Here is a 25,200-nt window from a genome sequence, read left to right on the forward strand (position 1 = left end):
CCTTTCCCGGGCTGAGACCGGTGTCCGGCCCTGCGCCCTGCCGGCCAGGATGCTTCCCGTTGCCGCGGCCCTAAACCGAACTGGCTCTCATCCTGCCGCACAACTCCGGGGCAACGGTTTACCTTTAGTAAATATTCACGCAAAATTGAGCCTTTCCGGGCGCGCCGCCGCCTCCAGCGAACCACCCCTCCGTTACCCGGCCATGACGGGGCCCCGGTGACCGAAGCCGCCTGGGGCCTGTAACGCCGTCGTAACGGCATGCATGATCAACTGCCACCGCTGCCCGCAGGCCCGCGGGAGCGGGAAGATTTGGCGGAAGAGGGACAGGCAATGGGCACCGCAGGCGACGATGGCAGGCTCCCCATCATCTATGTCCGTGGCTTCGCCGGCACCGGATCGGCCATCAACAGCGCGGTGGACGATCCGTTCTACGGATTCAGCCAGGGCTCGGTCCACGTCCGGGCGGACAGCCGCGGCAGGGCGCAGTTCCACCAGTTCGAATCACCCATGCTGCGCCTCATCACGGACCACAACTACGAGGTGCCGGTCCACGGGGACCAGTCGGCGTTCCTCAACGGTGCCGATCCCGGAAGCGTCAACCCCGCATCGGTCTGGATCCACCGCTTCTACGACGACTCCGCCGATACATTCGCCGACGGCCCGGTGCCCTTCTCCTTCGAGGCGGCAGCCCGGGACCTGTTCAAACTCATCAAACTGGTTTTGGACCGGACCGGGGCGCCCAAGGTCTTCCTGGTGGCCCACTCGATGGGCGGGCTCATCTGCCGGTCCCTGCTGCAGCGGGTCATCCCCGAGGAACTGGCGGACGGCGCCGGCACCATCGATCCCGCGGCCGGCGCCAGATACGTCGCCAGGGTCTTCACCTACGCCACCCCGCACGGCGGCATCAACTTCGCCATCGGGTTCGGCTGGCTGGAGCGCCTGCGCGACGCCACCGGGATCCAGGGGGCGGACATCTTCGGGCCGGACCGGATGTACGACTACCTCACCCCGCCGGCCCTGCGGCGGCAGCTGGGCAGGGACGCCTTCAAGGGCACGGAGATTCCCGACGGCGGGTTCCCGGCCGCGGAGCTCTTCTGCCTGGTCGGGTCCAACCCCGAGGATTACGACGTTGCCTTCGGTCTGTCGTCCAAGGCCGTGGGCGCACGCAGTGACGGGCTGGTCCAGATCGACAATGCGGCCGTCCGGGGCGCGCCGCTGGCCATCGTCCACCGCAGCCACAGCGGACGGTACGGGATCGTCAACTCCGAGGAGGGGTACCAGAACCTGCAGCGCTTCCTCTTCGGCGACCTGAAAGTCGAGGTCGAACTGGTGGGGTTCACCGTGGGACGGGACGCGCCCGACGAGGTCGAGTTCCAGCTCGACGTCAGCCTAGCGATCCGCGGGCTGCCTGTGATGGTCCACGAACAGAGCGCCGCGCACTTTTGCCCGGTACAGATCGAGCGGTGGAAGGAAGGGGACCCTATCGATTCGCCCCAGCCGCTGCTCACCACCTTCCTCTCTTCACAGGCACCACGCCCGCGGGTAGGCGGGCGGATGGTTCCCACGCTGCGCCACGCCCTCAGGCTGCGGCTGATGTCCATCACCGAAAAGGAAGGCCGTTTCTTCTTCGCGGACCACATGGAGCAGACCGAGGACTGGCAGGACACCCTGGTGGTGGACATCCAGCCGCCATCCGCGGACCGGCCGCTGCCGATGGCCTGGGCCGCCTGGAACAGCACCATTCCCACCGCCCTGCGGGACTGGAACCCCGAGGACAAGGACCGACTGGTGGACCGCAACAGTGCCGCGGACAATTGGAGTGGACGCATCGACGTCCCCGACCTGATGAAACCCCTGCTCGGACAGAACGCCGGCATCCGGATCACCGTAACGCCCAGGACCCTTCCGCTGTAGCCGGCCGTAACGGTGCAGTAACGCGGCCGCGCCTATCGTCCTGCCTGCCAGTCCTTAAGCATGGAAGAAGGCCACGATGTCCCAGTTGCAGGGGTTGCATTACCACGCCGGGCAGGAGGAGGCGGCCTCCCGATCGGCCGAGTCCTTCCGGGGCCAGCCGCCCGCAGGGGAAGCTGACGGGCCGGCCCTGACCTTCACCAGCAACGAGGCTGCGGCCCGCTTCTACCTCGACCAGCTGCTGCAGCAGGACGACCGGCCCGCCATGCGGTCGCTTGCCGAGCCCGAGCTGCCGGAACGGGTACCGGACCTTGTGGTGGGCAGCGAGCGGGACGTGCCGGCGCTGGGGACGCACACACTGCGTTTCTCCCAGACGTACCGGGACATCCCCGTTTTCGGGGCCGCTGCCCTGGTGGAGCTCACCGGTGCCCGGGAACTTGTCAGCGTTACGGGCCAGCTGGGCGAGGCGCCGGACGCCAGCCCGGTGGAGTCCCTGAGCCGTGCGGAAGCGCTGGCCCGGGTGGCGGCCTACACCGGCGCGGACATTCCCGCCGAGGCCGGAGCGGGCGCACGCCTCAACTTCTTCAAGAAGGACGACGACGGCACCTGGCACCTGGCGTGGTTCTTCACCGGCCTGCCGGCCGAGCCGCCCGCAGACAACGGGGACGGCGGCAGTCCTGATGAGGCCGACTTTGGGCACGGCCTGGGCAGGCGGCCGGTTCCGCCCGGCTACAACTACCTTGTGGACGCCCACGACGGCGCGATCCTGTTCTGCTACAGCGCGGCCCCCACCGCACTGGCCATCCCGGCGCGGTGCAAGGGCATTGACGAGGACGAAGCGGAACAGACGTTCTTCGGCGAGTTGGTTTCACCCACGGGAACCACCTGCCGCCTCAACGACCCGCGCCGGATGGTCCGCACCTACGACCTGCAGTTCGCCGACATCGACACCAGCCCACGGGACCCCGACTTCCCGGTGGAAGCAGAAAGCAGCGACTACGGCATCACCAACCGTGCCGCGGTGTCGGCCCACGCCAATGCTTCGCGCGTCCTCGACTTCTACAACGTGGTGCTGCAGCGCAACGGCATCGACGATAAGGGCATGGACCTGATCTCCCTGGTCAACGTCACCGCGGCCAGCATGCAGCCGCCCCCCGGGCTGCTCAACGCCTTCTGGTTCAGGCACCGCATGTGGTACGGGCAGATCCAGAAGAACGGGCGGCTTGTCAGCCTGTCCCGCTTCCTGGACGTCATCGGGCATGAGCTCACGCACGGCGTGATCGAGACGACCTCGAACCTGGTCTACGCCACCCAGTCGGGCGCACTGAACGAGTCCTTCGCGGACGTCGCGGGCGTCATCATCAAGAACTGGTATGAGGCCCCCGACCGCAACGACGTGAGCACATGGGACTGGGAGATCGGTCCCGGGCTGCGGCCCGATGGCCGGCCGTTGCGCGACTTCGCCGACCCGGCGCGCACGGGCCACCCTAAGCACATGGACGAATTCCGGAAGCTGCGGCCAGGTGAACTGCCCGGCCGTGCCAACGACCAGGGGTGGGTTCACTTCAACAGCAACATCCACAACAAGGCCGTCCACAACCTGCTGACCATGGCCCGGGACGGAAAGCGGGTCTTCAGCGTCGAGGATGTCGCTGTCCTGACATACCTCGGCATGGCGCGCCTGGCCCCGCTCGCCACCTTCCCCGAAGCGCTCCAGGCCGTGGTGGACGTGGGGCAGACATACTTCGGCGGGGATCTGCAGAAGGCGGACAAAATCGGCGCTATCCGGAAGGCGTATCAGCTGGTGGGGATCACTTCCCCATAACGAGCTTGTCCGGCGTCCAGGACTGGACCTGTCCTGGAAAGGAAGCGCCGGCCGCTGCGGGGATGGTGATGCGGGCCTGCCCGCCGCCCAGGTCTTCCCAGCGGCCCGGGAAGGCCTGCCCGCGGTCGTCCGGGCTGCTGCCGTGCCAGATGCAGGTCCCGTCCGGATGGACTTCGATGGCATCCCGCCATCGGGCGGGCTTCAGTGCGTAGCCGCGGGGCCGGAACACCATGGTCGAGGCCGTGTCCTCCTCATGGGCGTGCAGCCACACGCCGGCCATTTCCGCCGGGATTCCGCTCATGGTTGTGTCCGCAAGGTCATGACTCCATCATCCACCCGTTGGTGCGGTGGCACTATTGAGTGCCGCGCGGATTCCCTCCAGGATCGTCCTGGTTTGTTGGTTTTCACGCCGGAGCCGGTCCACTTCCTGCCGGAGCTGCAGCAGTTCGCTGTTGTCCTGGGCATGTTCCGGGGCTTGCTCCTGGGTTTCCTGCTGCGCCGCGTGGCCGGCGGCCACCGGTACAGGACCTGTAAAGGACGGGCCGGTTCCGCCATGCGAAGGCTGGGCAGCCACTGCTGGTGGCGAAGCAAGGGCGAAGGCGGGCGAAGCCAGGAAAGTCGACCGGGCACCCTCCAGGCAGGCGTCCATCCGGCGTGACTGGCCGTTGGTGAACATGAACATTGCGGCATCGTCCGTGTAGTCCATGTAGTTCATGAACATGTTTCCATCCGGCCCGTTGTCGCAGCTGATCTGCGGGAATGCCGGGCTGTTGAAGGTGGCGTCGGCCTGGTTGGGCGTGTCGTCCACCAGGTCGCTGCCCCGGCACGAGCCGCGGTCGTCGCCCCAGATGTGCCGCAGGTCCAGCCAGTGTCCGATTTCATGCGTCGCGGTGCGGCCCAGGTCGAAGGGTGCCTGTGCCGTGCCGCCCTTGCCGAAGCAGAAGTTCGCGATCACCACGCCATCGGTGCTGGGCGGGCCGCCGGGGAACTGGGCGTACCCCAGGATTACCCGGCCGATGGTGTCCTTGATTTCGCTGCACACCCAGACGTTCAGGTATTCGTCGCTGGGCCACGGGTCCGCGCCGCCGGTGCTGGACGATTTGACGTCGTCCAGGTCCGTGGTGAAGAACGGCGTCGTGGTGGCGGTCCGGGTGATGCCGTCAGTCGCGTTGCCGTCAGGGTCCTGGACCGCCAGCCGGAACTCGATGTTGCAGTCGGCAACCCGGTCAGCCCAGACCGGCGGCACCCTGGACACATCGGGGTTGCCGGCCCGGAAGTCCTCATTGAGGACTTCGATTTGGCTGTGGACCTGTTCGGCGCTGATGTTTTGGGCGGGCTCGTCGGGGTTGTGCACCACGTGGACCACCACTGGGATTACCAGCACCCCGCGGCGCGCCGCGCGCCGCGTCTGTTCCTCGTAGGCGAGCGCCCGGTTCTCGATGAGGGCACGGCGCTCCTGGTAGGTGATGCTGTGGTTCAGGAGCCGGCGGTGGACTTCCATGGTCCCGCACAGCTCGCGGCTCCGCGGCTCAATCAGGTTCAGCTGGCTTACCTCATACATGGTTTGTTCTCCTTTGCCCGTCAGGTGCGGCGCTGCTGAAGTCGATGTCCAGGGCCTGCGCGATGAACAGGATGTTCATCCGCAGGATTTCCAGGGCGAGGCCGGTGTCGAGGGCCTCGAACGTGTCCTGGCCGGTATGGACCCGGCGGTTCGCCGAGTCGGTGCCTTCGATGGTCAGCACGGCAGGTATTCCGTGCTGCAGGAAGGGCACGTGGTCGCTGTTGAAGGGGTCGAGGCTCGTCTGCACAGCCAGGGTGGTGTGTTGCCGGGCGATACTGGCCAGGGCGTCGATCACCGGCCGGGACACCGGGGCTCCCTCCAGCAACACTGTTGGGTGGCCGGTGTTCCGGCAGGCGATCATGTCCATGTTCACCACGGCCTCGATGCGGGCCCGCTCTGTGGTGTCCAGGCCGGCAACATAGTGCCGGCTGCCGTAGAGGCCCTGCTCCTCGCCGCCGAACAGGATGAGCCGAATGCCGTGCCGTCCCGCCCGGCCGGCGAGCGCCTCACCGATGGCCAGCACACCGGCGCTTCCGGAGGCGTTGTCGTCCGCTCCCGGTGCCGGCGCTTCAGGATCCTGAAGGTTGACCGAGTCCAGGTGCCCGGTAGCCAGCACCACCTTCGGGTCGGGACCGGTGCCAGGGCGGTCAGCCACCAGGTTGCGGGTGTTCCCGCCCGGAAAGGGGACGTCCTGGACCGCTGTTGCGAAGACCAGGTCCTCCAGCCGGTCCTTCGCCCATCGAAGGGCGCCGAGGAAGTCCGCGCTGCCGGAGTGGCGCGTCCGCAGGGAAGCCAGCCTGTCGACGTCGTGCTCATACGAGGCCCGGGACAACATCGGGAGGCCTGCGTCCCCGACAGGTCCGGCGGCCGGGCCGGGCGGATGCTCGTCGAAGACGATGCCGTCGGCCGGCAGCGGCCTGATGTCGTAGCAGGCCGCCGCCGCCCCGCGGTGGACGAGCGTGCCGGGGGTGGCGTCGACCACCAGGTAGCGTCCCTTGTCCACCAGCACCCGCGCGTCCGGGTGCTCGTCCTGGAACGTCCGGCCGACCTGGGTCACCAGGTGGAGCCGCTGCTCCGGCAGCAGCGGCGGGCGTGGACCGGGTATTCCGGTTCGGCCGGTGGACTGTCCGGCACGGGCGGGTGACTGGACCACCAGCGTGTCGCCCAGCCGGGTCCACCTCGCTCCGCTTCCGCGGAGCCGGTCCACGGCGCTGCTCCGGGTGGCGGGGGAGTCCCGCAGCACCGTAGTTTCGGGTGGTTCCCGGTCCTGGAGGAACTCGCGGACCAGCGGGACGAGCGCGGGCAGTGTGTCCACGTCGCCGCCGGCCTGGCCTGGGCCCCGCACGTGTACCGCCACAAGCCCGAGCAGGCGGGCGGCGAGCACGTGGCCCGGGTTTTCGGTGACGAACAGGACGTCCTTGAAGTCCAGGGCGGGACTGAGCTTCGCAGCGGCTGCACGGAACATCGCCGGGTCCGGTTTGAAGACGCCCACCTCGGTGGACAGGGTCACCCGTTCGGCCACCGGCTCGAAGAACTCCCGGATGCCCAGGTCGTCCAGAAGGTCGCAGTACTGCTGCCGGATGGCGGCCACGTCCTCCGGACCGGCGGGCATGTGGAAATCGGAGAGCAGGCCCAGCACCGGGGCGGGCTCTCCTTCCGGGCCGGGGGAGGCGATGGCCTCGAGGGTTTCCCGGGCGCCGGGCAGCAGGACACCGCCGCTTTCCAGCGTGTTCCCGAGATCGAACAGGACAAGCTTCACGACGGCGGTCACCACCGGATGTCCGCCGGCCCGCCCAGTGGGGCGCGGCCGGTGCCGGGACCGTGCCGCGTTTCAGCCCCGCTGCCGTGCAGGGGGCCGGGGAAGCGGAGCCCGGTGCGGTCTTCGAGTTCCGCCGTACTGACCTGGAAGGCACGGAACTCGTCGAAGTCCAGGGACTCGAGCGGGTTGATGTTCTGGGTCAGCAGGAAGGCGCTGCTCTTGAACGCGCCGTCTTCCACGTAGGCGAGGATTTTCCAGTATTCGCGGGGCATGCGGACGCCGCGGTACTCGCGGGCGTTGTCCTGGAACACCGGACCGCCAAACGCGGTGACTCTCAGGTCCTGAACGTCGACGTCGGCGAAGACCGCCTCCTCAAGGCGCCCCCACACCCCGTTCTTGCTGCTCTGGTTGAAATCGTCCATTTGCGGGGCGATGTTGGTGAAGTAGAACGAGTCCCGGTTGGCGCTGTTGGCCTCGGGCAGCGGCCCCCATACCAGGTCCGCGCGGCGGGCGATGTGCCCCCGGTCCAGCCGGTTATCCCCGTACAGCTCATCTCCGTTCTGGAATTGTTCCGGAAGGCGGGAATCCTTGACGAACGCGATCCCCTTGCGCGTGACCTTCTTCAGGCTGCCACCGTCGATGTTCCACGCCACCCAGCGCGCGAAGCGTCTCGACTTGCTCACGGCGAGGGAAAAATGCGTATAGGGGATCACTTCCGCACCGTCCAGACGGACTGCGTCCTCCAGCAGGCCGGCGTCCATCGACGGGACACCCAGCTCAATGCCAAGGAAGTCGGAAGCGTACCCGGTGCTCTGGGAATCCTGCTTGCCGCCCATGCCGCGACGGTATGGCGACGGGCGTTATCCCGGCGTTACAGCGCCCGCCCTGCCCACTTCGGTCCCAAAGTTTTTGTCCGGATATGCAGGCTTCCAAGGCCCCGAACCCTGCATACCTGGACAGAATCTCCTGTGAGGCGTGTCAGGTGACCGATTTTTACAGCGATGCCAGCGCTTCAGGCAGAGGCATCCGCAGCGCGGGCCCGTGTCCGGGAAGGATCACTCCGGCGTCGATGCCGGCCAGACCCCTTGTTGCTGCAGCACGTGCCGCCCCCGGGTCCGAGTGGTACATGGGGTGCAGCATCTGGGAACCGGTGCGCCGGCTGATGGGGTGGCCGCTGACGAACGAGTCTCCGACAGCTATCGCCGCTGCCCCGGGCAGCAGTACCGCGGAGTTGCCCGGCGTATGCCCTGGCAGCAGGACCGGCTCGGGGGTGCCCGGCAGGTTGCCGAGCGTGCCCGCATCCCAGGCCCTGGCGTGGACGGCGGGTTCGGCCCGCAGGGCGCCTGCCCGGATGACGTGGAGCATCCAACGGAAGACCCTCGGCCGCCACGCCCGGCTGATGACCTGGCCGAACGTGACCTGGTGCTTTTCCTCGCCGCGGACGTGGGCAAGCTCCTCCGGTGAGCAGAGGACCGGGGTTCCGTAAGCCGTGGAGAAGTGTGCGGCTGACCCGGTGTGGTCCACGTGGCCGTGCGTGATCAGCAGCGCTGCGCAGGCAGCCGGTTCCAGGCCGAGGAAGCGGAGGGAGCCAAGGACGAGGGGCAGGTCGGCCGGGTACCCGCTGTCAATGAGGATGAACCCGGTGGCATCCCGCACCACCACCCAGTTGGAGGCGGGTCCCTCCACGAAGAAGACACCAGGGGCCTGCTCGGAAACCCCGTCCGCCGGGGTCCACTGCCTCACTGCGTGAGCGCAGCAACAGCGCTGATTTCAACGAGCGCCCCGGGCACACCCAGTCCCGCGACGAGGGCAGCGGTCACGAGGCCCGGCTCATCGGATGCGAGCTCGGAGGCGACGGCCCCGTAGCCCGCTGCCACGTCCACGCCGTCGACGAACAGCACCGTCCATTGGACGACGTCGGCCACGCCCGCCCCGGCGGCGGCGAGCGCGGTTTTTACGTTCTGCAGGGCGCGGCCGGATTGGGCTGCGACATCCCCTGGCCCCACCAGAGTCCCGTCCGCGTCGACGGCGTTCTGGCCGCCAACGTAGATGGTGGTGGCGCCGGGCGGCACTACTGCGACGTGGCTGAAGGCCGGGCTGAACACGAGCCCCTCGGGGCGGATGCGCTGGATGGGTGCCATGCGAAAATCATGCCATTCTTCGGGCGGTGATGGCCCCTATACCAGCGGCCACGGGTAGCGCATGCCGGTGGGGTCGTGCGGCAGCACCCGTTCATGGAGCAGCCGCCGGACCCTCCGCTGCAGCGCCGGGACCTCCGCAGGGTCCAGCAACCCGGCAATGGCCTCCGGCACGTCCACGGCCAGGGGCGCAATGTCCTCCAGCAGCACCTCCGGAACAGGGTCGCCGGCGAAGTCCCAGATGACCGTGCGCAGTTTGAACACCGCGGAAAAGCACAACCCGTGGTCAATGCCCCACACCCGGCCGTCGTCACCGCGCAGCACGTGCCCGCTTTTGCGGTCCGTGTTGTTCGCGACAAGGTCGAACACCGCGATCTGCGCCAGGCACGGGTGCGTCTCCGGCGCCTCCGCGTGGAGGGTGAAGTAATGCTCGCGGAAGTCGCAGTCCACGAACCACTGCAGCGAGCCGGTTCCCAGCGGAGCCTCCGCCCGCACCACCGTTGGGGGGACCAGGCCCCAGCCCAGGTGTTCACTGAGCAGGTAGGCGGCGCGTTCGCGCCGGTACAGCCCGGGCTCGAAGTCGGACAACGGCCGCTCCCCGGCCGCCGGTTTGTAGATGGCCCGGGCCGTGTCCTCCCCGCGCGTGACCTGGACGAGGAACGTGGCATTGCTGCTGCGGGGCATGCGGCCGAGCAGCTCAACGGCTCCTTCCCGCAGGAGTCCCAGCGGGTCACTGTGCGCCTGCTGTCCCATGTCAGGGCACCCGCAGTCCGCTCAGGGGCTCAGCTGTTGAATTCACGGTGAGCACAACCGGTGCCTTCCCTGCGGTGAAGGAAATGGCGGAGACGGACCCGGTGCTGATGACGATCCGCTGGAAGAGGTCCAGGTGCATGCCCAGGGCGTGTGCGACGGCAGCCTTGATGGGGTCGGCGTGGGAGAAACAGGCGACGACGGCTCCGGGGCGGGCACTGGCCATCCCCTCGAGTGCACCCACCATCCGGTCCTCCACCTGCCGGAAGCCCTCACCGCCGGGGAACCGGAACGCCGAGGGGTTGTGCTGCACGGTGTGCCACTCCGGAAGCTGCGCAAGCCCGGAGAGTGCGGCACCGGTCCAGTCCCCGAAGTCGCATTCGAGCAGACCGGCGTCCTGCTGCACTGCCAGCCCGGTCCGCTGTGCGGTGGGCTCTGCCGTCTGCAATGCGCGCTCCAGCGGGGAGGAATAGACCGCATCCACCGGCAGCCCGGCAAGCCGCTCCGCCACCTGTTCGGCCTGGGCGCGGCCCCGGTCGGACAGGTGCAGCCCCGGCGCCCGGCCCGGAAGCACGGTGCCGGTGGTAGGGGTTTCCCCGTGGCGCACCAGAAGGATCAGGGTGCTTTCAGTCATCAAGACCCAGACTAACCTTCACAGGCTGCCCCGGGTTCCGCTGCCCCCGGCACGGGGACCCGCTCGGGTCCACTAAAACTGTGATTCTTGCAGGGGTTGGTCTGGGACTGGCAGCAGTGTTGATACCGATATTTCTTTCTGGCGCGCTACTCAAAGAACAATTGCCCCCTTAGGGTGCGTTCCCCCGATTTGTCCGCGCCGTTTGGAGCGCCCGGCGTTGACCTGTCCCACAGCGGTGGCCTGATCCGAACTTGTTGACGGGCCCCATGGAGCAAGTTAAAGCGCGAGGGGCGACAACGCCACATGTACCTCTCATGCTTTGGCAACATGCCATGCGATCGGATGCAAGATTGGATCCTCTGGGGCAAGATGAGGTCGCATGGTGACAGTTCAGGTCTGGCTCAGAGTCCCAATGGACGATGTGACCTATAGCGGGCAAGGGGGGGCCGGTTCACCGTCATAACCGATGTGTTTCAAATCCCTAGGGTTTCGAGGCTGGAAGTAGCTCCCGCTCCCAGCAGGGAGGTGCTCGACTGAGAGCTAGGCTGGGGATTCTCAGTCGGCCTGCTTCGCCTGTTCCCTGACCCAACAATCAAATTCGAGGGCGTTGTCGCGCTGCTGCGGTGTGCAGTTCTCGAGCGCAAAGTGCAGGCGCTCGTTTAACTCTGGGCTCGAGCCACCATCCATCAGCAGCAGAGCCTCAGCGCGGGCGAAGAGAACCCCGGCGTTTGGCTTTCTCAAGTGTCCAAGGACTCCGGTTCGAATCTGGTCGAGCATGTTTTCCCGTTTCAGCAACCGGTCGACAATTGGCCAGCCCGCGGCGTCCAGCTGGACAAGCATGTCTTCGACTGCGGACCTAGCGGAAGCAGCATCGCTGATCTCCCACCAAGCATCCAAGCCCGGTTTCGTACCACTCGGGTGTAACCGCTCGCGATAGAGGCCAAGAGATTCGGTCACCGACTTCGGCATTGCGGCGCCCAGCTGCATCCGGCTCCAGCGAAGCCACGGCTCAGGGGCGACTGCCAAGTTAATTACGCACTTCAGATGTTCCGCCGAACTAAAAGACGATGACTGCACGTTCACGACGGCCCAGTCGCCAGAAGACGTCGACTTTCGCCAGGTCGGGGCTGTGCCCTTTAAGCCGTGGCCCCTCGCGCGCGGACCGAGCACGTCTCGTAGCGCAACGTTGAGCGCTTCCTGAGCTGTCATGTAGCAACACTCGCACGCTCGGTTCGAAAACACCCAGATACCAGGAGCGGCAATCACCTTGCCCCTTGGAACAGATGTCTCGAAACCTTGGCGTCTCAAAATCCAAGGGTTGTGAGACATCCTGGGCGTGTAGCGATTAGGGCACCTTCACCGGGCATTTTTGCGGGCAGGGTATACGGGACAGCTGAAAGTGCACCGCTGCAAAGCAGCACGTCAAAGACGGGTTGTCGCAGTTAGGGACCGGCTATCGGGCGGCCGGCCGCTCGTAACCCTTGGGTGGCTGCAGCAGACCGACTGGAGGCTTCTGTTCCGCTGACAGATAAGAAGTCGAACCCAGAAGTGCGCGATGCATTCATGGTTGGATGGCAGACGTGGGGAATTTGAGTGGCAGCACTTTCTGGACGCGTGTAGCGGCAGCGGCCCAGCTGGTTCATTTTGGCGGACGTATCGTGCCGAGCACGCTCGCGCTCAGCGTTATCCTTTGGCTTATCCCCGGGATGGTCTACGGCCTCGCGGTCTTGGTCCGGTTCTTTGTCATCCCCGCAGAGATCCGCGATTCAGGCTATTTCCACTACGGCATCCTGGTCCTGGTGGCGCTTAGCACTATTGTCGCTCTGGGCCTGCCAATCCTAATGTTGTACCGGGTGCGCGCGGCCAGGGTTGTCCTAACAGCGATCGCCGTGCTGTTCACCGCCGCGCTTTGCATGAAACCGACCACGCAGGCACTGGGAGCGTATGCCGCAGTCGTGGCAGGCACGATCCTGATGTGGCTCTCGCCATCAAACCGGTATCTGGACCGGCGTCTTTTCGTCGGGAAAACTCGACTATAGGCCAGTTCATACTAACCACAGGGATGAGGATTCGATTTCGCACTGTCCGATAGCAACTGACCGGTTCATTGAGTTGGTGCCGCGAATCCGCGGTCAAGCAAGACCGGGGCCGGTAGCGTGCGGCGTCCGGCAAAGTCCTCTACCGGGCACCGGCAGTATTCTGTTGGGCATAAGGTTCGGGTTCACCGTACTTGCTGTTCAGGCCAGAAGGAGATGCCGAGATGGCTGAGCGTCAGATGCTCACTGTTCCCGATCTTGTTGGGCAGCCTGTGCATATTGCACAGGAGATGGCGGCGAACATTGGGTTTGGTCTCGCGGCCGGGGATCCTGACGGACCGGGGCTCCGTTCGCGTACGTGGCCGGGGCTATTCTGGGTGGCCTCCCAAGATCCTTCCGCAGGGTCGGTCCTTGATCGGGGGAGCCAAATTAGGATTACTTTCATTCAGGACGGCCAAGCCCGAAGCGACGTGCCAGAGCAGACGGGCGGCCCGACCCCCTCGCTTAGGAGTCATGCGGAGCCTGAGAAGAACGAGTGAGAGATGTCCGGTGAAGGATCCTCAGGCGGACGTCTATGCATCAATGATCGACCGGCTAGTAGGAGCACGCCATGACCTTGCATCCCGCCGGCGGCCCCATCCGGGTGCTGGCGCCCCTGTCCATCCTCGACGGGCAATACGCTAGTGGAATGCCGATGCGATGGTTGATCCGAGAGACATTCACAGGGGGCCTCTCTGAAGAAGAGCATGATGAGAGGGGGCGGCAGTGGTGGGAAGCCCGCCAGTCGATCCGGCCGTTGCTTCATTCCGGCGCTGACCGCCTAATAGACATCAACGTGCACGATGGCATCATCGACTCACTCCGTCAGATCGAACCGGATGTGGTCGAACTCCGTGCACTGATTGGTGATCTGCAGGTTGGCTATGAATGGCTCTATGCCCGGTACGAGGGTGCAAGTCTGAACATTGTCGAGCCGGGCTTCGGTGAGGCCGGCACCGCCTTCGAAATGCTCCGGGACGAACTGGCGCTCCAAGACAGCTTCTTCGTTCACAGCGTCATCACTTGGCCGCATGGGGAATTCGACATTGTGTTCGCTGCCGTAGAGCTGGAACTCACTCCAGGTCACGGACAGGATCGAGACGCACTTTTCGTGCGGGAAGAACCGCCCGCATCGCGAACCGTAGGATGAAGTACCTGTGGATCAATCGGGACACTTCAAATGTCCGGTTAGGGATCCCCTTACAGACAGTTAGGGGGTATGTCGGCCGTCGAGGACTACCTTCCTTTTGTCGATCCGTCGTCGGCCCGGGGCCTCGCAAAACCAGGGCACGACGGATCATGAGAAGTCAAGGCCCAATTATCCGTCAGGCGATCGCGGCAGCAGCCGCAGTTTCCAAGGGGTTTAGGGGTTCCCGTCCAAGGATGTCGGCGATGTCGGTCCCTGTCTCGTCGAGGAATCCGTGACTTGCGGCGGAATGGATGGAGAGCAGCATAGGTGGCTGGAGGGCAACAGGTCTGCGGAGTTTAGAGCTCGCCGCAGTTCTTTGAGTTTGCCCGGCCGATACTCTGCACCCAACGTGTCAGCGAGCTCCTTGGCCGTGATGACGGTGTTCCCGACGAGGTCGTAAGTCTTGCCTTGGTGCCTCTCGGGGCTCTGCGCGATGATTGCCGCTGCTTCTGCCAGGTCGTCCCGGGCGACCGCGGCGACGCCGCCCTGTCCGAATGGAGCAGAGATGACCCCTTCCTGCGGGGTTAGGAGCTGACCGATCAGCTCAGCGTAAAGACCGTTCCTTAGGATGGTCCACCGTACCGTTCCACTGCGAAGGCGGCGTTCTGTCCAGCGGTGGGCCAGTGCGAATCCCAGGTGGTCGCCGGCATCAGTGAGGCTCGTGTAGACGATGTGCCTGACGCCGTCACGTTCGGCGGCCGTGATGGCGTTGCCGTGCCTGGTGATCACGATGTCGTCTTCTTCAGTGCCTGCAGACACCAAGACCAGTGTCCCCACGCCCTCGAAGGAGATCGTTTCGGGGACATCGAAGTCCAGGGCCCGGAGCCGGCTGGTGGTGTTGGGGTTACGGGTCGCTCCGGTTGCTGGCGCACCCGCCTTCGTGAGGTGTTCGAGGATAGCTGTGCCGAGGTGGCCGGAGGCTCCGGTAACGAGAATCATGGGCAGGCTCATTTCACTGGTACTTTGCGGTAACTAGACTCATCATCGGTAACCGAGCAAGGGCCCACAAGGAGGCACTTTGGTGTTAGGCAGTCACATGGAAGTAACCCCCGTCCTGGAACCTTGCGGCGAAGCCGACCATCCGGACTGCGGAATTCGAGACGTCCTGGACCGGATCGGTGACAAGTGGTCGGTACTGGTCATCGTGGAGCTCGCCTCCGGCGTAAGACGCTTTCGCGAGCTTCAGCGGGCTATCGATGGCATTTCACAGCGCATGCTCACACTCACAGTGCGACGCCTTGAACGAGACGGGCTGGTTACCCGCACGGTCTACCCAACCGTTCCTGCCCAAGTCACCTACGAACTCACCGAACGCGGAAACAGCCTCACCGTGCTGGTCAGACAACTCGCGGACTGGTCCCTGGAGCACAAAGACGCCATCGGAGCATCCCGGGAGATCTACGATCGCCAAAACCCAGACCAGCAGATCCGCTGACCCTACCTCGGCTTCAACGCGTGACAGCCAAAAACCGTAGGGATCTGAGGCATCGAGGTTATGAGACACACAGCAGTAAGGAAAAGCTCAGCCGCCCGGAAGGGGATCCCTAACAGGATGAAAAATGCGCAGAGTCTTCTGACCGTGCAAGAATCGCGGAATGGATGAGGATGAGCGACATGCGCGGGATGAACTAGCAACACTTGAGGCCCTTTTGCAGGCAATGGATCGGCGCGATGAGGTGTTCCAAGTGGTTGACGATTCAGAGACAGTGGATGAAGCTATCCGTGGTGTTGGCCAGCTGTTGGGCATCGGAGCTGCGGGCAGCCGGGCGGTTATCGACCTGCAGGTGAGAAGGTTCACCGGAGGCCAGCGTCGGGCCATGGCTTCTCGCGCAGGAGAACTTAGATCAATGTTGCTTGATGGTCACTAAGTGTCCGATGAAGGATCTTTTACCGCGCCCTCGGAGACGTCCTCGCTTTAAGCTGGGCGGCACCGAGAATCGTAAGGCCAGCTGTGCCAAGCAGTACCAGGACTAGCAGTCCCAGAAGGGGAAGCTCATGAATGGCCAGCTGGGGAATGCGGCGCGAAGGTACTGCGAGTACGCCCACAAAGGCTCCGATCAGACCGAAATAGCTGCCGGCCATGAAACTGCGGTGGGCTCTGATGTTTCTCTTCCGAACAGCCCACAGTCCTGCGGTCAGCGTGCAGAATGTCAGGACTGAAAGTGCGTGAAGCCAATTAAAACCGCCGTCTATGGTTCTAATCCCGAAAGAGGTCAGCACCACGACGTACATGGAAACAACCCAGATCCGACCGACGATCCTATGAGAGCTGCCGCCCTTGGTCCGTCGCAGCAGGTTCACCGCTCCAAAGATCAGCGCATAGCTGGCAGCTATTGCATGCAGAGAGATCAGAACAGTCCAAGAGGGAGGCATACTCTGGAGCGTAGCGGACCCAAGAGTCCAGCCCCCTTTGTGTCCCACTTCCTTAGAACTGGGATACCCCTGCTGGGTGTCATTTTCCGAAGTCGTCTGCACGGAATGTCCACACTCGTCTGCACAGCCGCCCCCGTCCCGAAAGGGGATCCCCTAACGGACGCGTTGATCACCCAGGAGATTGCTCGTCGTCACTGCTGTGCTTCCGGCTTTCCCGCCACGCATACATGAGAACCAAAACCATCACGAATGCCGGGCCCAGCCCCGCGATGCCGCCGAGCCCTGAAATTCCACGTTGGACCGCTCCCGACTGAACGACCGACATACGAATTCAGCGGGTTATCAGCACAATCGCTATCGCCACTCCAATGAGGACAGCACCTAGCCCAACAACGACCATGTATCCAGGCTCTGGCCGCCCCATCAACTTGGTGCCCGCCTTGCCAAACGCTGATCGTTGAGAGTCTTCCATCAATTTGCTGAACGCTCTGCGCTTTACGATCAAGAGAACTCCGATAAGGACGGCGATTCCCGCAACAAGGCTTCCAATGAGTAGCTCCATGATTCCGGTATCCCATCCTAAAGATTGCGGCCAGCCTAGCCCTAAACCTCGGATATCTGTACCTGTTCTTTTCGTAGGTGGAGTACAAACTTCACTGCTCGCTCAATCACGATCACAATCTCACACGAAAGGCCGACATGCCCCTGCGATAGCGGGCTCGAACTGCTGAGCCGCCAAGAGTCCCGTAGGCCGGTGCACCACCGTACGCTCTGGCGTCCGTTTATGGATCCCTGACCGGACGCGAATCCCGAACGGGAGATTGAGCCGCCGGATCAGCTTCCCTCAAATATTCAACAACGACTCGTCAAACCAGACATCTTCGTGGCCTGGTGCCAAGAGGAATCGCCACCCCGCGGGCAAAGCGAGATAGGGAACGACTGCAGGGCACCAGGTCGTCAGATGCTCGACGTGCAACGGATCGAAGAAGTCATCCGCCATTCCGAGATCTTCACCGCGCCAGATGAACCAGCCACTCGTCCCAGCAGCGGCTGGATGCCTGAGCCCGTTGAGGGGATGAACATCTGGCGACCGCACGTTCCTGGAGACTCCCACCTTCATGCCCTGCATCGGCGGTGTGGGGACAGCCCCGAACCTGGCGGTCAGCTGCATCTGGGCGGAAAGGATCGAATCGTGCATATCTAGCATCTTCGCCTATGAAAGCGCGCATAACCCTGTACGGTGAAGGATCCTTTACCGGACGCTACGTGAATGGAACAGATTCAAGGGAAACAGATCCTAATTCAATAATTGCGACCTTGCACCCAAGCAACCTGGCCAACGATCTGCTCCAATGTTCGGACATCTCGAAGCTGGCCTAGGTCGGTTCGATCAACTAAAAATATGCGTTCGTCGTCGCTGCTGACCGGCAATGTTCTTATTGGCCCTGCGTAGCCTGCGAGACTGAACGCGCCCAATACAGCGGTGCGCCGTCCGATGTTAAAGACCATCAAATAGTAATACCGCATTCATCCGGGGGCCGTAGGTCGATCCTCTTAGCTCAATAGTCGGGTCAGCGCCTTCTCTACGGCGCCGGCGCCGTAAAGAAGGTCGGGAGGGCTGTCTGTAGATGCATCCGCAAGGAGTCGTTCCTCTGCAGGCCGGGCCAGCTCATTTTCACCATAAAAGACCTGGTAAGTCCTGCCTGAGAGCTGTTCAGAGCGTGTGAAAATCGGGACGGGCCACTCGCCTCGATCCCATTTCGTGTCCTTACCGATAATGAGCCATTCGCCTTGCTTCAGGCTCAGGTCTCCAAATCTGGCGACGAGAACGGCATCGGTCTTGGTCAAGCCTCTAAAACTGTCCTCGTTAGGTTGCCGCCAAGTGCGGGGACCGAAGAAGTAACCCAGGAGGATTCCCGAAGAGGTAGCACGAGCGATAAGTCCGAGACCAAACCCTCCGGTCCGCAGAGGAACGCAGAACCAATCACCTTCTCCATACGCGGGTCGTTTGCTCATGTAATGCCACGGCTAGGACCTCTGAGTGCTTTCATGAGCCGACTTTATCTAAGCGGGCATCGTTGCGCTAAGTCGTGAAAAGGGAACCCGCTAACCAGTACACACTTCCGCGCCACAGCAGGAATTGTCCGTATGCCGGTGGCCTAAAGTGCGCTTCCGCGGTTCGATAGGGGATCCCATGGCGGACAGGGGCAGATCCAGCTCCATCGAGGGACCCCTCGCCCTAGCGATCGTAAGCGTCTGGGTTCGATGAACTGCGGTACTTGATGACGGCCAGACCGATGGCATTAGCGGCAGCGAAGCCAAGGGCCACCACGATTACAACGATGTTGAAGGTGATCCAGAATGGTGACGATACTTGGTTGAACAGTGCCACAACTCCTGGGACAACGCCGCCGATGACGCCTGCCACTGATGGAAACCAGGACTTCTTTCCCTGGCGGGTCTTCCTATCGTCGTTCATGGTCTGCCGAACCTCTTTCGCCATCCCGATCAGCCAGCCGTGGACTTGATCCTACGCCTCCATGAATTGCTGGATCCGGCTTGGCCTATCCGCCCGTAAGCCGGTCCCTAACTGCGACAACCCGTCTTTGACCTGCTGCTTTGCACCGGTGCTCCTTGAGGTGTCCCGTATACCCTGCCCGCAAAAATGCCCGGTGAAGGTGCCCTAATCGCTACACTCCAGGATGTCTCATAACCCTTGCGATACGAGACGTCGCATCCGGCGAACAATCGCATGGCCTGCACCGACATAAGATTTTGTGCGAATCGAGGACACGCTGTGGGCAAGCGCCATTCTCGTAACTATGTCTCATAAGCTTCTGGTGGAAAACGAGTACTCATCCATAGTTATGAGACAGGTGCCAGGGTGTTGCAATACAACAGCCTTTCGAGACACTGGCGTGGGCTTTAGGAGGGACAACCCCGGGCGCGCAAACGGGCGGAATAGCCATGTACGCGGCGTCCCGTAGAGCCGTCTCGCAGTAGATCGTCTCGCGGCGGGTGCACGCACCGGCCTGTCCAGCCCCTCCTTCGTCGGGGCCTGCGCCGCACGAAATTCCCTGCGGCGCTCCTTCGTCGCTGATTTCCTCCGGGAATTTCCCGCCCCTGCCCGCACAGGTAGACAGGCCTCCGTCGGCCACAGCTCCGCCAGCTTCGCCAGCAGCCAAAACAACAAAGGGGGAGGGGAGGCTGGCCGGACACCAAGGCCACCCCAGACGACAACTTCGTCGATGCCCGCACCCCCTTTTCACCCGCTTGACAGACACAGAAGCGTCGGGGAATCTCCCCGAATCCCTCGATTAGCGGAGGAGGCGGGCTTACCGTAGAGGGGTGACTGATCGTCCCGCTATCTTCACCGTCGGCGAACTGCGTGCCGCCGGCCATGTCCACAAGGAACTGCGGCGCGAAATCCGGGACAACCTGCTGGCCGCGCTCGCCGCCGGGCAGGATCCCTGGCCGGGATTGTTCGGATTCAGCCGGACGGTCCTGCCGCAGCTGGAGCGCGCACTGATCGCGGGCCATGACGTGGTCCTGCTGGGCGAGCGCGGGCAGGGCAAGACCCGCCTGCTCCGCACCCTGGCCGGCCTGCTGGACGAATGGTCCCCGGTAATCGAGGATTCGGAGCTCAACGAGCACCCGTTCCAGCCCATCACCGAGCAGTCGCGCGCCCGTGCCCTCACCGAGGGAGACCGGCTGCGGGTTGCGTGGCGGCACCGGTCGGAACGGTACGTGGAAAAGCTCGCCACTCCAGACACGTCGGTGGCGGACCTGATCGGCGACGTCGATCCCATGCGGGTGGCTGAGGGCCGCCGCCTCGGGGACCCGGAAACAATCCATTACGGCCTGGTTCCACGCTCCAACCGCGGCATCATCGCCATCAATGAACTGCCGGACCTGGCCGAACGGATCCAGGTGGCCATGCTCAACGTGATGGAGGAACGCGACATCCAGATCCGCGGCTACGTGCTGCGGCTGCCGCTGGACGTGCTGGTGGCGGCGTCCGCCAACCCGGAGGACTACACCAACCGAGGCCGGATCATCACGCCCCTGAAGGACCGCTTCGGCGCCGAAATCCGCACCCATTACCCCATTGAGCTGGCGGACGAAGTTGCGGTCATCCGGCAGGAGGGGCGCCTGGTGGCCGACGTCCCGCCCGTCATCCTGGAAATCCTCGCCCGCTACACGCGGGCGCTGCGGCAATCGCCGGCCATTAACCAGACCTCCGGGGTCTCGGCGCGCTTCGCGATCGCCGGCGCGGAAACTGTGGCGGCCGCCGCCCTGCGGCGGGCCAGCGTGCGCGGGGAGGACCACGCCGTGGCCCGGATCGTCGACCTCGAACCCGCGGCGGAAGTCCTTACCGGGAAGATCGAGTTCGAGTCGGGAGAGGAAGGCCGTGAACAGGGCGTCCTGGACCACCTGCTGCGCACGGCGACCGCGGAAACCGTGCGGGCGCACCTGCACGGCATTGACCTGGGTCCGCTCGTCGCCGCGCTCGACGGCCACACCACCGTCACCACCGGCGACCAGGTAACCGCCCGGGAGTTCCTGCAGAACCTGCCGCCGCTCAACGGCTCAGGCCTTTACGACGACATCAGCAAACGCCTGGGCGCGGACACCGAAGGCCGGCGCGCCGCCGCCGTCGAACTTGCTTTGGAAGGTCTGTACCTCGCCCGGCGGATCTCCAAGGAATCCGACGACGAGGCAACGGTCTACGGCTGAAGCACGGTCCGCAGGGCACGGCTTCGAAAGGGCAGGAGGGATCATGGCGCTGCACAACCGGGCCACGTACGGCCGGTACGCGGGCGGGCCGGACCCGCTGGCGCCGCCGGTGGACCTGGCCGAAGCACTCGAGTCCGTTGCCGAGGACGTGATGGCCGGCTACTCGCCGCGGCACGCCCTCCAGGAGTTCCTGCGCCGCGGCGGGAAAAACCGGGAAGGCCTGGACCAACTTGCGCGCCGGGTGCAGCAGCGGCGAAGCGACCTGCTGGGCCGCCACCGCCTGGACGGCACCCTCAACGAGGTGAAGAAGCTGCTGGACACGGCGGTCCTGGAAGAACGCAAGCAGCTTGCCCGGGACGCCATGATGGACAACACGGACCGGGCGTTCCGCGAGATGCAGCTGCAGAACCTTCCAGCCTCCACCGCGGCAGCGGTCAACGAACTCGCCGCCTACGACTGGCAGTCCGGCACCGCCAGGGAAGCGTACGACCGCATCAAGGACCTGCTGGGCCGGGAAGTCCTCGACCAGCGCTTCGCCGGCATGAAACAGGCACTCGAAAGTGCCACCGATGAGGACCGGGAAGCCGTCACCGAGATGCTCAGCGACCTCAACGAACTCCTCGGCAAGCACCGGCGCGGCGAGGACACCAACGCCGACTTCCAGGAGTTCATGGCCCGGCACGGGCACTTTTTTCCCGAGAACCCGAAGTCCGTGGAGGAGTTGGTCGACGCCCTTGCCAAGCGGGCTGCCGCCGCAAAGCGGATGCTGCAGTCCATGTCCGCGGAGCAGCGGGAGGAGCTGATGCGGCTCTCCGCGCAGGCGTTCGGCTCGCCCGCGCTGATGGAACAGCTCGACCAGCTTGATGACAGCCTCAGGGCCCTCCGCCCCGGCGAGGACTGGAGCGGTTCCGAACGCTTCGAGGGCCAGGAGGGCCTCGGGCTTGGCGACGGCACGGGCGTCCTCCAGGACATCGCCGACCTCGACGCGCTGGCCGAACGGCTTTCCCAGTCCTACAACGGCTCGCACCTGGACGACCTCGACCTGGACGCCCTCGCCCGGCAATTGGGGCAGGACGCGGCCGTGAGCGCCCGCACGCTCGCTGAGATCGAGCGGGCCATGCACGACGGCGGTTACCTGCGCCGGGGTGCCGACGGCGACCTGCGGCTGTCCCCGCAGGCGATGCGGCGGCTTGGGAAGTCGCTGCTGCAGGACACGGCCAGGCAGCTGTCCGGCCGGCAGGGGCGCAGGGACACCCGGAGCGCCGGCGCGGCAGGGGACCTGACCGGCTCGAGCCGGCCGTGGGCGTTCGGGGACGCCGAACCGTGGGACGTCACCCGGACCATGACGAACGCGATCCGCCGGACCGCGGCCGACGGCGGGAATCCCGCCCGCGGGTTCCGGCCGGAGGCGGGGGACATCGAAGTGGCCGAAACCGAAGCCCGGACCCAGGCCGCCGTCGTCCTGCTGGTGGACGTCTCCTTCTCCATGGCGGCCGAGGGGCGCTGGGTGCCCATGAAACGCACCGCCCTGGCCCTGTACCACCTCATCTCCACCCGGTTCCGCGGCGACCGCCTGGAACTGATCACGTTCGGCCGGTACGCGCAGTCCATGGACATCGCCGCGCTGACGGCCCTGCCGGCCCTGCGGGAACAGGGCACCAACCTGCACCACGGCCTGCTGCTGGCCGGCCGGTTCTTCCGCCGGCACCCGTCCATGCAGCACGTCCTGCTGGTGGTGACCGACGGCGAACCCACCGCGCACCTGCTGGCCGACGGCGACTCCTGGTTCAACTGGCCGCCGGACCACGAGACCATCCGGGCCACCGTCACGGAACTCGACCGGCTGGGACGCGCCGGGGTGCAGGCCACCTTCTTCCGGCTCGGCGACGACCCCGGCCTCGAACGTTTCGTGGAGCGGATGGCCCGCCGGATCGACGCCCGGGTGGTGGCACCGGAGGTCGGCGGCCTCGGAGCCGCAGTGGTGGGCGAGTACCTGCGCGCCCACGTCCGCAGCTCCTACGGCGACGCCGGCTGGGAGCTTTAGCCTTTCCCGTCCAGCCCTGCCTGCGAAATGAGCTCGGTCAGCCACGGCCGGTGTTCGCGGTGGAACGTCAGGCCTTCCGGCAGGCCTTGGACTGCAGGCTCGCTGTCCGTGATGTCGATGGTGATCCGGCCGCCGGCCAGGGGAGCATTGGTGATATGCAGGTTCCCGTAGGACTTGGGCAGGGCCGGGTCCAGCCAGAAACCGCCGCGGGAGACGTGGGCGTCGTACCGCATCAGGCATGTGATGAGCATGATCGGTGTAGTGGCCGCCCAGGCCTGCGGGGAACACGCGGTCGGGTACGGCACCGGCTCGGCCACCTGCTCCCGGCTGAAGCCGCAGAACAGCTCGGGCAGCCGACCGCCGGAAAAGTCCGCCGCTTCAAGCAGGGCGGTGGCGATGCGCTGCGCCTCTTCAACGAAGCCGTACCGCATCAGGCCCGCCGCGATGATGGCATTGTCATGTGGCCAGACCGAACCGTTGTGGTAGCTGGCAGGGTTGTAGGCGCCCATATCTGAGGCCAGGGTCCTAACACCCCAGCCGCTGAACATCTCGGGCGACATCAGCCGTTCGGCGACCAGCGGCACCTTGTCATCGTCAACGATGCCGTGCCACAGGCACTGGCCCATGTTGGAGGCGCAGGCGTCAACGGGCCGTTTGTGGCCGTCGAGGGCGACGGCGAAGTAGCCCCGGTCCGGCAGCCAGAATTCCTCGTTGAACCTTTTCTTCAGCTGCGCCGCCTCCGTGGTGAGCCGGGCAGCCAGCGGTGCGTCCCCGGCGTCGTAGGCCATCCAGGCCCGGGACAACAGCGCGGAGTAGACCAGTGCCTGCACCTCGCACAGCGCGATGGGGGGCTCGGCGATGGTTCCGTCCGCGAAATTTATCCCGTCCCAGGAATCCTTCCAGCCCTGGTTGATGAGGCCCTGGTCGTTGAGCCGGTGGTACTCGACAAACCCGTCGCCGTCCTTGTCGCCGTAGGTCCGGACCCAGTCCAGGGCCCGGTCGGCGTTGGGCAGGAGCGCGGCAATGGTGTCCTTGCCGAAGCCCCAGCGGCTGACCGATGCCAGGGTCATCACAAACTGCGGGGTGGCGTCCACACTGCCGTAGTAGACGGACTTGCCGCCCAGGGCCAGCCCGGAGGACACACCAAGGCGGACTTCGTGCAGGATCTTGCCGGGCTCCTCCTCGCTCATCGGGTCCACCTCTTTGCCCTGCCGGTCCGCCAGTGTCTGCAGGGTGCCCAGGGCCAGGGAAGGGTCCACGGGCAGCGCCATTTCCGAAGCCCACAGGGAGTCGCGGCCGAACAGCGTCATGAACCACGGCGCGCCGGCGGCCACCACGATCCGTTCCGGATGGGCCGGGTCCTCGATCCGGAGCGCCCCGAGGTCGTCATAGCTGCGCCGCAGCGTCCGTTCGATGGACCGGTTCGTCATCTGCAGCGTGGGGATTTTGGCAACCCATTCCTGGTGGCGCCGGTCGCTCGGTGACAGCCCGTGCCCGGCCGGGCGCGCAATGTTGTGCTGCCCGGCCGGCGCCACGCTCAGCCGGGTGGACCACTGGCCGTATCCGGGCACGACGGCGTGGTAGGTGAGTGCACCGGCGGAGGCGACGGCGCCGCGTCCACGGACCAGGACAGCCTTCCGCAGGTCCTGCCAGGCCGCGCTGATGATCAGGGAATCGCCGTCGGCGCCGCGCGTGACCTCCCAGCGCCGCTGGACCCGCGCCTCCTTCACTTCGAACAGGTCGGCGAAGTCCGAGTCGACGCCCACGGAGATGCTGCACCCAACGGGGTCGCCGGAGTAGTTGCGGATGGTGATTTCCTCAACCACGCCGGCCGCGACTTCGCGCAGCCGCTCCACGATCAAGGGACTGTCCGCGTATCCGTCGGCACGGGGAACACGGCCAATGAACAGCGCCCGGTAGGGTTCCTTCGTCTCCGCCGTCAGCGGCTCGAGGGGCTGGCCGTTCACCGTCATGTTCCACCCGGACAGGATGCGGGTGTCCTCGTGGAAGACGCCGTGCGGAAGGTCGGAATGGATGTCCCCGTTAGCAGCGGAGATACAAAAACATGAGCCTTCCACCAGGGTGACGGTCCCCGCCCCCACAGGCCCCGCCGCTGTGTCTGCATTCCATCCAGCCATGTCCGCTCCTTTGACGGCTACGACGGTTCCCGGCGGAATAGACGCTACGCCTCGGGCAGGGCTGAT

Annotated in this window: 24 protein-coding genes; 9 read left to right on the forward strand and 15 right to left on the reverse strand. The window is 65.0% G+C overall.

The window, feature by feature from the left end; all coding sequences use genetic code 11:
• Positions 1–330: 330 nt before the first annotated feature.
• Both ACYQ1Z_RS11510 and ACYQ1Z_RS11515 read left to right on the forward strand, forming a co-directional pair.
• Positions 331–1,914 carry an esterase/lipase family protein gene (locus tag ACYQ1Z_RS11510; protein ID WP_459792656.1) on the forward strand — a complete coding sequence of 528 codons (1,584 nt, stop codon included), beginning with the start codon at positions 331–333 and terminating at the stop codon, positions 1,912–1,914.
• A 76-nt stretch (positions 1,915–1,990) separates the two neighbouring features.
• Complete coding sequence (locus tag ACYQ1Z_RS11515) at positions 1,991–3,736, forward strand: M4 family metallopeptidase (RefSeq protein ID WP_459792657.1); 1,746 nt, start codon at positions 1,991–1,993, stop codon at positions 3,734–3,736.
• Here ACYQ1Z_RS11515 and ACYQ1Z_RS11520 read toward each other — a convergent pair.
• The 9 genes from ACYQ1Z_RS11520 to ACYQ1Z_RS11560 form a co-directional block, all read right to left on the reverse strand.
• A complete protein-coding gene (locus tag ACYQ1Z_RS11520; protein ID WP_459792658.1) occupies positions 3,723–4,037 on the reverse strand; it encodes a hypothetical protein in 315 nt (104 codons plus the stop codon). The two genes, ACYQ1Z_RS11515 and ACYQ1Z_RS11520, sit on opposite strands and share 14 nt — an antisense overlap.
• A 27-nt stretch (positions 4,038–4,064) precedes the next feature.
• A complete protein-coding gene (locus ACYQ1Z_RS11525; protein ID WP_459792659.1) occupies positions 4,065–5,297 on the reverse strand; it encodes a zinc metalloprotease in 1,233 nt (410 codons plus the stop codon).
• Positions 5,290–7,068 carry a M20/M25/M40 family metallo-hydrolase gene (locus ACYQ1Z_RS11530; protein ID WP_459792660.1) on the reverse strand — a complete coding sequence of 593 codons (1,779 nt, stop codon included), beginning with the start codon at positions 7,066–7,068 and terminating at the stop codon, positions 5,290–5,292. The genes ACYQ1Z_RS11525 and ACYQ1Z_RS11530 overlap by 8 nt, the downstream gene beginning before the upstream one ends.
• Positions 7,065–7,892 carry a DNA/RNA non-specific endonuclease gene (locus ACYQ1Z_RS11535; protein WP_459792661.1) on the reverse strand — a complete coding sequence of 276 codons (828 nt, stop codon included), beginning with the start codon at positions 7,890–7,892 and terminating at the stop codon, positions 7,065–7,067. The genes ACYQ1Z_RS11530 and ACYQ1Z_RS11535 overlap by 4 nt, the downstream gene beginning before the upstream one ends.
• 157 nt (positions 7,893–8,049) lie before the next feature.
• Positions 8,050–8,799 carry an MBL fold metallo-hydrolase gene (locus tag ACYQ1Z_RS11540; protein ID WP_459792662.1) on the reverse strand — a complete coding sequence of 250 codons (750 nt, stop codon included), beginning with the start codon at positions 8,797–8,799 and terminating at the stop codon, positions 8,050–8,052.
• Complete coding sequence (locus ACYQ1Z_RS11545; protein ID WP_459792663.1) at positions 8,796–9,197, reverse strand: RidA family protein; 402 nt, start codon at positions 9,195–9,197, stop codon at positions 8,796–8,798. The genes ACYQ1Z_RS11540 and ACYQ1Z_RS11545 overlap by 4 nt, the downstream gene beginning before the upstream one ends.
• A gap of 36 nt (positions 9,198–9,233) precedes the next feature.
• Entirely contained in the window at positions 9,234–9,947 is a 714-nt protein-coding gene (locus ACYQ1Z_RS11550; protein WP_459792664.1) for an SCO1664 family protein, read from the reverse strand.
• A gap of 1 nt (position 9,948) precedes the next feature.
• Positions 9,949–10,578, reverse strand: coding sequence for an MSMEG_4193 family putative phosphomutase (locus tag ACYQ1Z_RS11555; RefSeq protein WP_459792665.1), 630 nt, complete (start codon positions 10,576–10,578; stop codon positions 9,949–9,951).
• Between the two features lie 555 nt (positions 10,579–11,133).
• A complete protein-coding gene (locus ACYQ1Z_RS11560) occupies positions 11,134–11,787 on the reverse strand; it encodes a DUF4304 domain-containing protein (protein ID WP_459792666.1) in 654 nt (217 codons plus the stop codon).
• 362 nt (positions 11,788–12,149) lie between these two features.
• Here ACYQ1Z_RS11560 and ACYQ1Z_RS11565 point away from each other — a divergent pair, with 362 nt between their 5' ends.
• The 3 genes from ACYQ1Z_RS11565 (at position 12,150) to ACYQ1Z_RS11575 (ending at position 13,803) form a co-directional block, all read left to right on the forward strand.
• The gene (locus ACYQ1Z_RS11565; RefSeq protein ID WP_459792667.1) at positions 12,150–12,617 is read left to right on the forward strand and encodes a hypothetical protein; all 468 of its coding nucleotides are present in this window, start codon (positions 12,150–12,152) and stop codon (positions 12,615–12,617) included.
• Between the two features lie 236 nt (positions 12,618–12,853).
• Positions 12,854–13,153: a PASTA domain-containing protein gene (locus ACYQ1Z_RS11570; RefSeq protein ID WP_459792757.1), complete on the forward strand. Its 300-nt coding sequence runs from the start codon at positions 12,854–12,856 to the stop codon at positions 13,151–13,153.
• 71 nt (positions 13,154–13,224) lie between these two features.
• A complete protein-coding gene (locus tag ACYQ1Z_RS11575; RefSeq protein ID WP_459792668.1) occupies positions 13,225–13,803 on the forward strand; it encodes a hypothetical protein in 579 nt (192 codons plus the stop codon).
• A 213-nt stretch (positions 13,804–14,016) separates the two neighbouring features.
• On the opposite strand, the gene ACYQ1Z_RS11580 is transcribed toward ACYQ1Z_RS11575, so the two are convergent.
• Positions 14,017–14,781 carry an NAD(P)H-binding protein gene (locus ACYQ1Z_RS11580; protein WP_459792669.1) on the reverse strand — a complete coding sequence of 255 codons (765 nt, stop codon included), beginning with the start codon at positions 14,779–14,781 and terminating at the stop codon, positions 14,017–14,019.
• 97 nt (positions 14,782–14,878) lie between these two features.
• Between ACYQ1Z_RS11580 and ACYQ1Z_RS11585 the strand changes: the two genes are divergently transcribed.
• Both ACYQ1Z_RS11585 and ACYQ1Z_RS11590 read left to right on the forward strand, forming a co-directional pair.
• Entirely contained in the window at positions 14,879–15,277 is a 399-nt protein-coding gene (locus ACYQ1Z_RS11585) for a winged helix-turn-helix transcriptional regulator (RefSeq protein WP_459792670.1), read from the forward strand.
• Between the two features lie 160 nt (positions 15,278–15,437).
• A complete protein-coding gene (locus ACYQ1Z_RS11590; RefSeq protein ID WP_459792671.1) occupies positions 15,438–15,710 on the forward strand; it encodes a DNA gyrase subunit A in 273 nt (90 codons plus the stop codon).
• 19 nt (positions 15,711–15,729) lie between these two features.
• Here ACYQ1Z_RS11590 and ACYQ1Z_RS11595 read toward each other — a convergent pair whose 3' ends face one another.
• From ACYQ1Z_RS11595 to ACYQ1Z_RS11610, 4 genes are all read right to left on the reverse strand, one after another.
• Positions 15,730–16,215, reverse strand: a complete 486-nt coding sequence (locus ACYQ1Z_RS11595) for a DUF2306 domain-containing protein (RefSeq protein ID WP_459792672.1) — start codon at positions 16,213–16,215, stop codon at positions 15,730–15,732.
• An 844-nt stretch (positions 16,216–17,059) separates the two neighbouring features.
• Complete coding sequence (locus ACYQ1Z_RS11600; protein WP_459792673.1) at positions 17,060–17,413, reverse strand: immunity protein Imm33 domain-containing protein; 354 nt, start codon at positions 17,411–17,413, stop codon at positions 17,060–17,062.
• Positions 17,414–17,769: 356 nt separating this feature from the next.
• On the reverse strand, positions 17,770–18,231 hold the full coding sequence (locus tag ACYQ1Z_RS11605) for an immunity 26/phosphotriesterase HocA family protein (protein ID WP_459792674.1): 462 nt from the start codon (positions 18,229–18,231) through the stop codon (positions 17,770–17,772).
• A 223-nt stretch (positions 18,232–18,454) separates the two neighbouring features.
• Positions 18,455–18,694, reverse strand: coding sequence for a hypothetical protein (locus tag ACYQ1Z_RS11610; RefSeq protein ID WP_459792675.1), 240 nt, complete (start codon positions 18,692–18,694; stop codon positions 18,455–18,457).
• Between the two features lie 869 nt (positions 18,695–19,563).
• On the opposite strand from ACYQ1Z_RS11610, the gene ACYQ1Z_RS11615 reads away from it, so the two are divergent.
• Complete coding sequence (locus tag ACYQ1Z_RS11615; protein WP_459792676.1) at positions 19,564–20,952, forward strand: magnesium chelatase; 1,389 nt, start codon at positions 19,564–19,566, stop codon at positions 20,950–20,952.
• 43 nt (positions 20,953–20,995) lie between these two features.
• Positions 20,996–22,996: a vWA domain-containing protein gene (locus ACYQ1Z_RS11620; protein WP_459792677.1), complete on the forward strand. Its 2,001-nt coding sequence runs from the start codon at positions 20,996–20,998 to the stop codon at positions 22,994–22,996.
• Here ACYQ1Z_RS11620 and ACYQ1Z_RS11625 read toward each other — a convergent pair.
• The gene (locus tag ACYQ1Z_RS11625; RefSeq protein ID WP_459792678.1) at positions 22,993–25,134 is read right to left on the reverse strand and encodes an amylo-alpha-1,6-glucosidase; all 2,142 of its coding nucleotides are present in this window, start codon (positions 25,132–25,134) and stop codon (positions 22,993–22,995) included. The two genes, ACYQ1Z_RS11620 and ACYQ1Z_RS11625, sit on opposite strands and share 4 nt — an antisense overlap.
• Positions 25,135–25,200: the final 66 nt, after the last annotated feature.

The organism is Arthrobacter sp. AD-310 (assembly GCF_054656615.1).

Coding starts and splice junctions, on each gene's coding strand:
- ACYQ1Z_RS11510 (WP_459792656.1), top strand. CDS start 331: ATGGGCACCGCAGGCGACGATGGCAGGCTCCCCATCATCTATGTCCGT.
- ACYQ1Z_RS11515 (WP_459792657.1), top strand. CDS start 1,991: ATGTCCCAGTTGCAGGGGTTGCATTACCACGCCGGGCAGGAGGAGGCG.
- ACYQ1Z_RS11520 (WP_459792658.1), bottom strand. CDS start 4,037: ATGAGCGGAATCCCGGCGGAAATGGCCGGCGTGTGGCTGCACGCCCAT.
- ACYQ1Z_RS11525 (WP_459792659.1), bottom strand. CDS start 5,297: ATGTATGAGGTAAGCCAGCTGAACCTGATTGAGCCGCGGAGCCGCGAG.
- ACYQ1Z_RS11535 (WP_459792661.1), bottom strand. CDS start 7,892: ATGGGCGGCAAGCAGGATTCCCAGAGCACCGGGTACGCTTCCGACTTC.
- ACYQ1Z_RS11545 (WP_459792663.1), bottom strand. CDS start 9,197: ATGGCACCCATCCAGCGCATCCGCCCCGAGGGGCTCGTGTTCAGCCCG.
- ACYQ1Z_RS11550 (WP_459792664.1), bottom strand. CDS start 9,947: ATGGGACAGCAGGCGCACAGTGACCCGCTGGGACTCCTGCGGGAAGGA.
- ACYQ1Z_RS11555 (WP_459792665.1), bottom strand. CDS start 10,578: ATGACTGAAAGCACCCTGATCCTTCTGGTGCGCCACGGGGAAACCCCT.
- ACYQ1Z_RS11560 (WP_459792666.1), bottom strand. CDS start 11,787: ATGACAGCTCAGGAAGCGCTCAACGTTGCGCTACGAGACGTGCTCGGT.
- ACYQ1Z_RS11565 (WP_459792667.1), top strand. CDS start 12,150: ATGGCAGACGTGGGGAATTTGAGTGGCAGCACTTTCTGGACGCGTGTA.
- ACYQ1Z_RS11570 (WP_459792757.1), top strand. CDS start 12,854: ATGCTCACTGTTCCCGATCTTGTTGGGCAGCCTGTGCATATTGCACAG.
- ACYQ1Z_RS11575 (WP_459792668.1), top strand. CDS start 13,225: ATGACCTTGCATCCCGCCGGCGGCCCCATCCGGGTGCTGGCGCCCCTG.
- ACYQ1Z_RS11580 (WP_459792669.1), bottom strand. CDS start 14,781: ATGATTCTCGTTACCGGAGCCTCCGGCCACCTCGGCACAGCTATCCTC.
- ACYQ1Z_RS11585 (WP_459792670.1), top strand. CDS start 14,879: ATGGAAGTAACCCCCGTCCTGGAACCTTGCGGCGAAGCCGACCATCCG.
- ACYQ1Z_RS11590 (WP_459792671.1), top strand. CDS start 15,438: ATGGATGAGGATGAGCGACATGCGCGGGATGAACTAGCAACACTTGAG.
- ACYQ1Z_RS11595 (WP_459792672.1), bottom strand. CDS start 16,215: ATGCCTCCCTCTTGGACTGTTCTGATCTCTCTGCATGCAATAGCTGCC.
- ACYQ1Z_RS11600 (WP_459792673.1), bottom strand. CDS start 17,413: ATGCACGATTCGATCCTTTCCGCCCAGATGCAGCTGACCGCCAGGTTC.
- ACYQ1Z_RS11605 (WP_459792674.1), bottom strand. CDS start 18,231: ATGAGCAAACGACCCGCGTATGGAGAAGGTGATTGGTTCTGCGTTCCT.
- ACYQ1Z_RS11610 (WP_459792675.1), bottom strand. CDS start 18,694: ATGAACGACGATAGGAAGACCCGCCAGGGAAAGAAGTCCTGGTTTCCA.
- ACYQ1Z_RS11620 (WP_459792677.1), top strand. CDS start 20,996: ATGGCGCTGCACAACCGGGCCACGTACGGCCGGTACGCGGGCGGGCCG.
- ACYQ1Z_RS11625 (WP_459792678.1), bottom strand. CDS start 25,134: ATGGCTGGATGGAATGCAGACACAGCGGCGGGGCCTGTGGGGGCGGGG.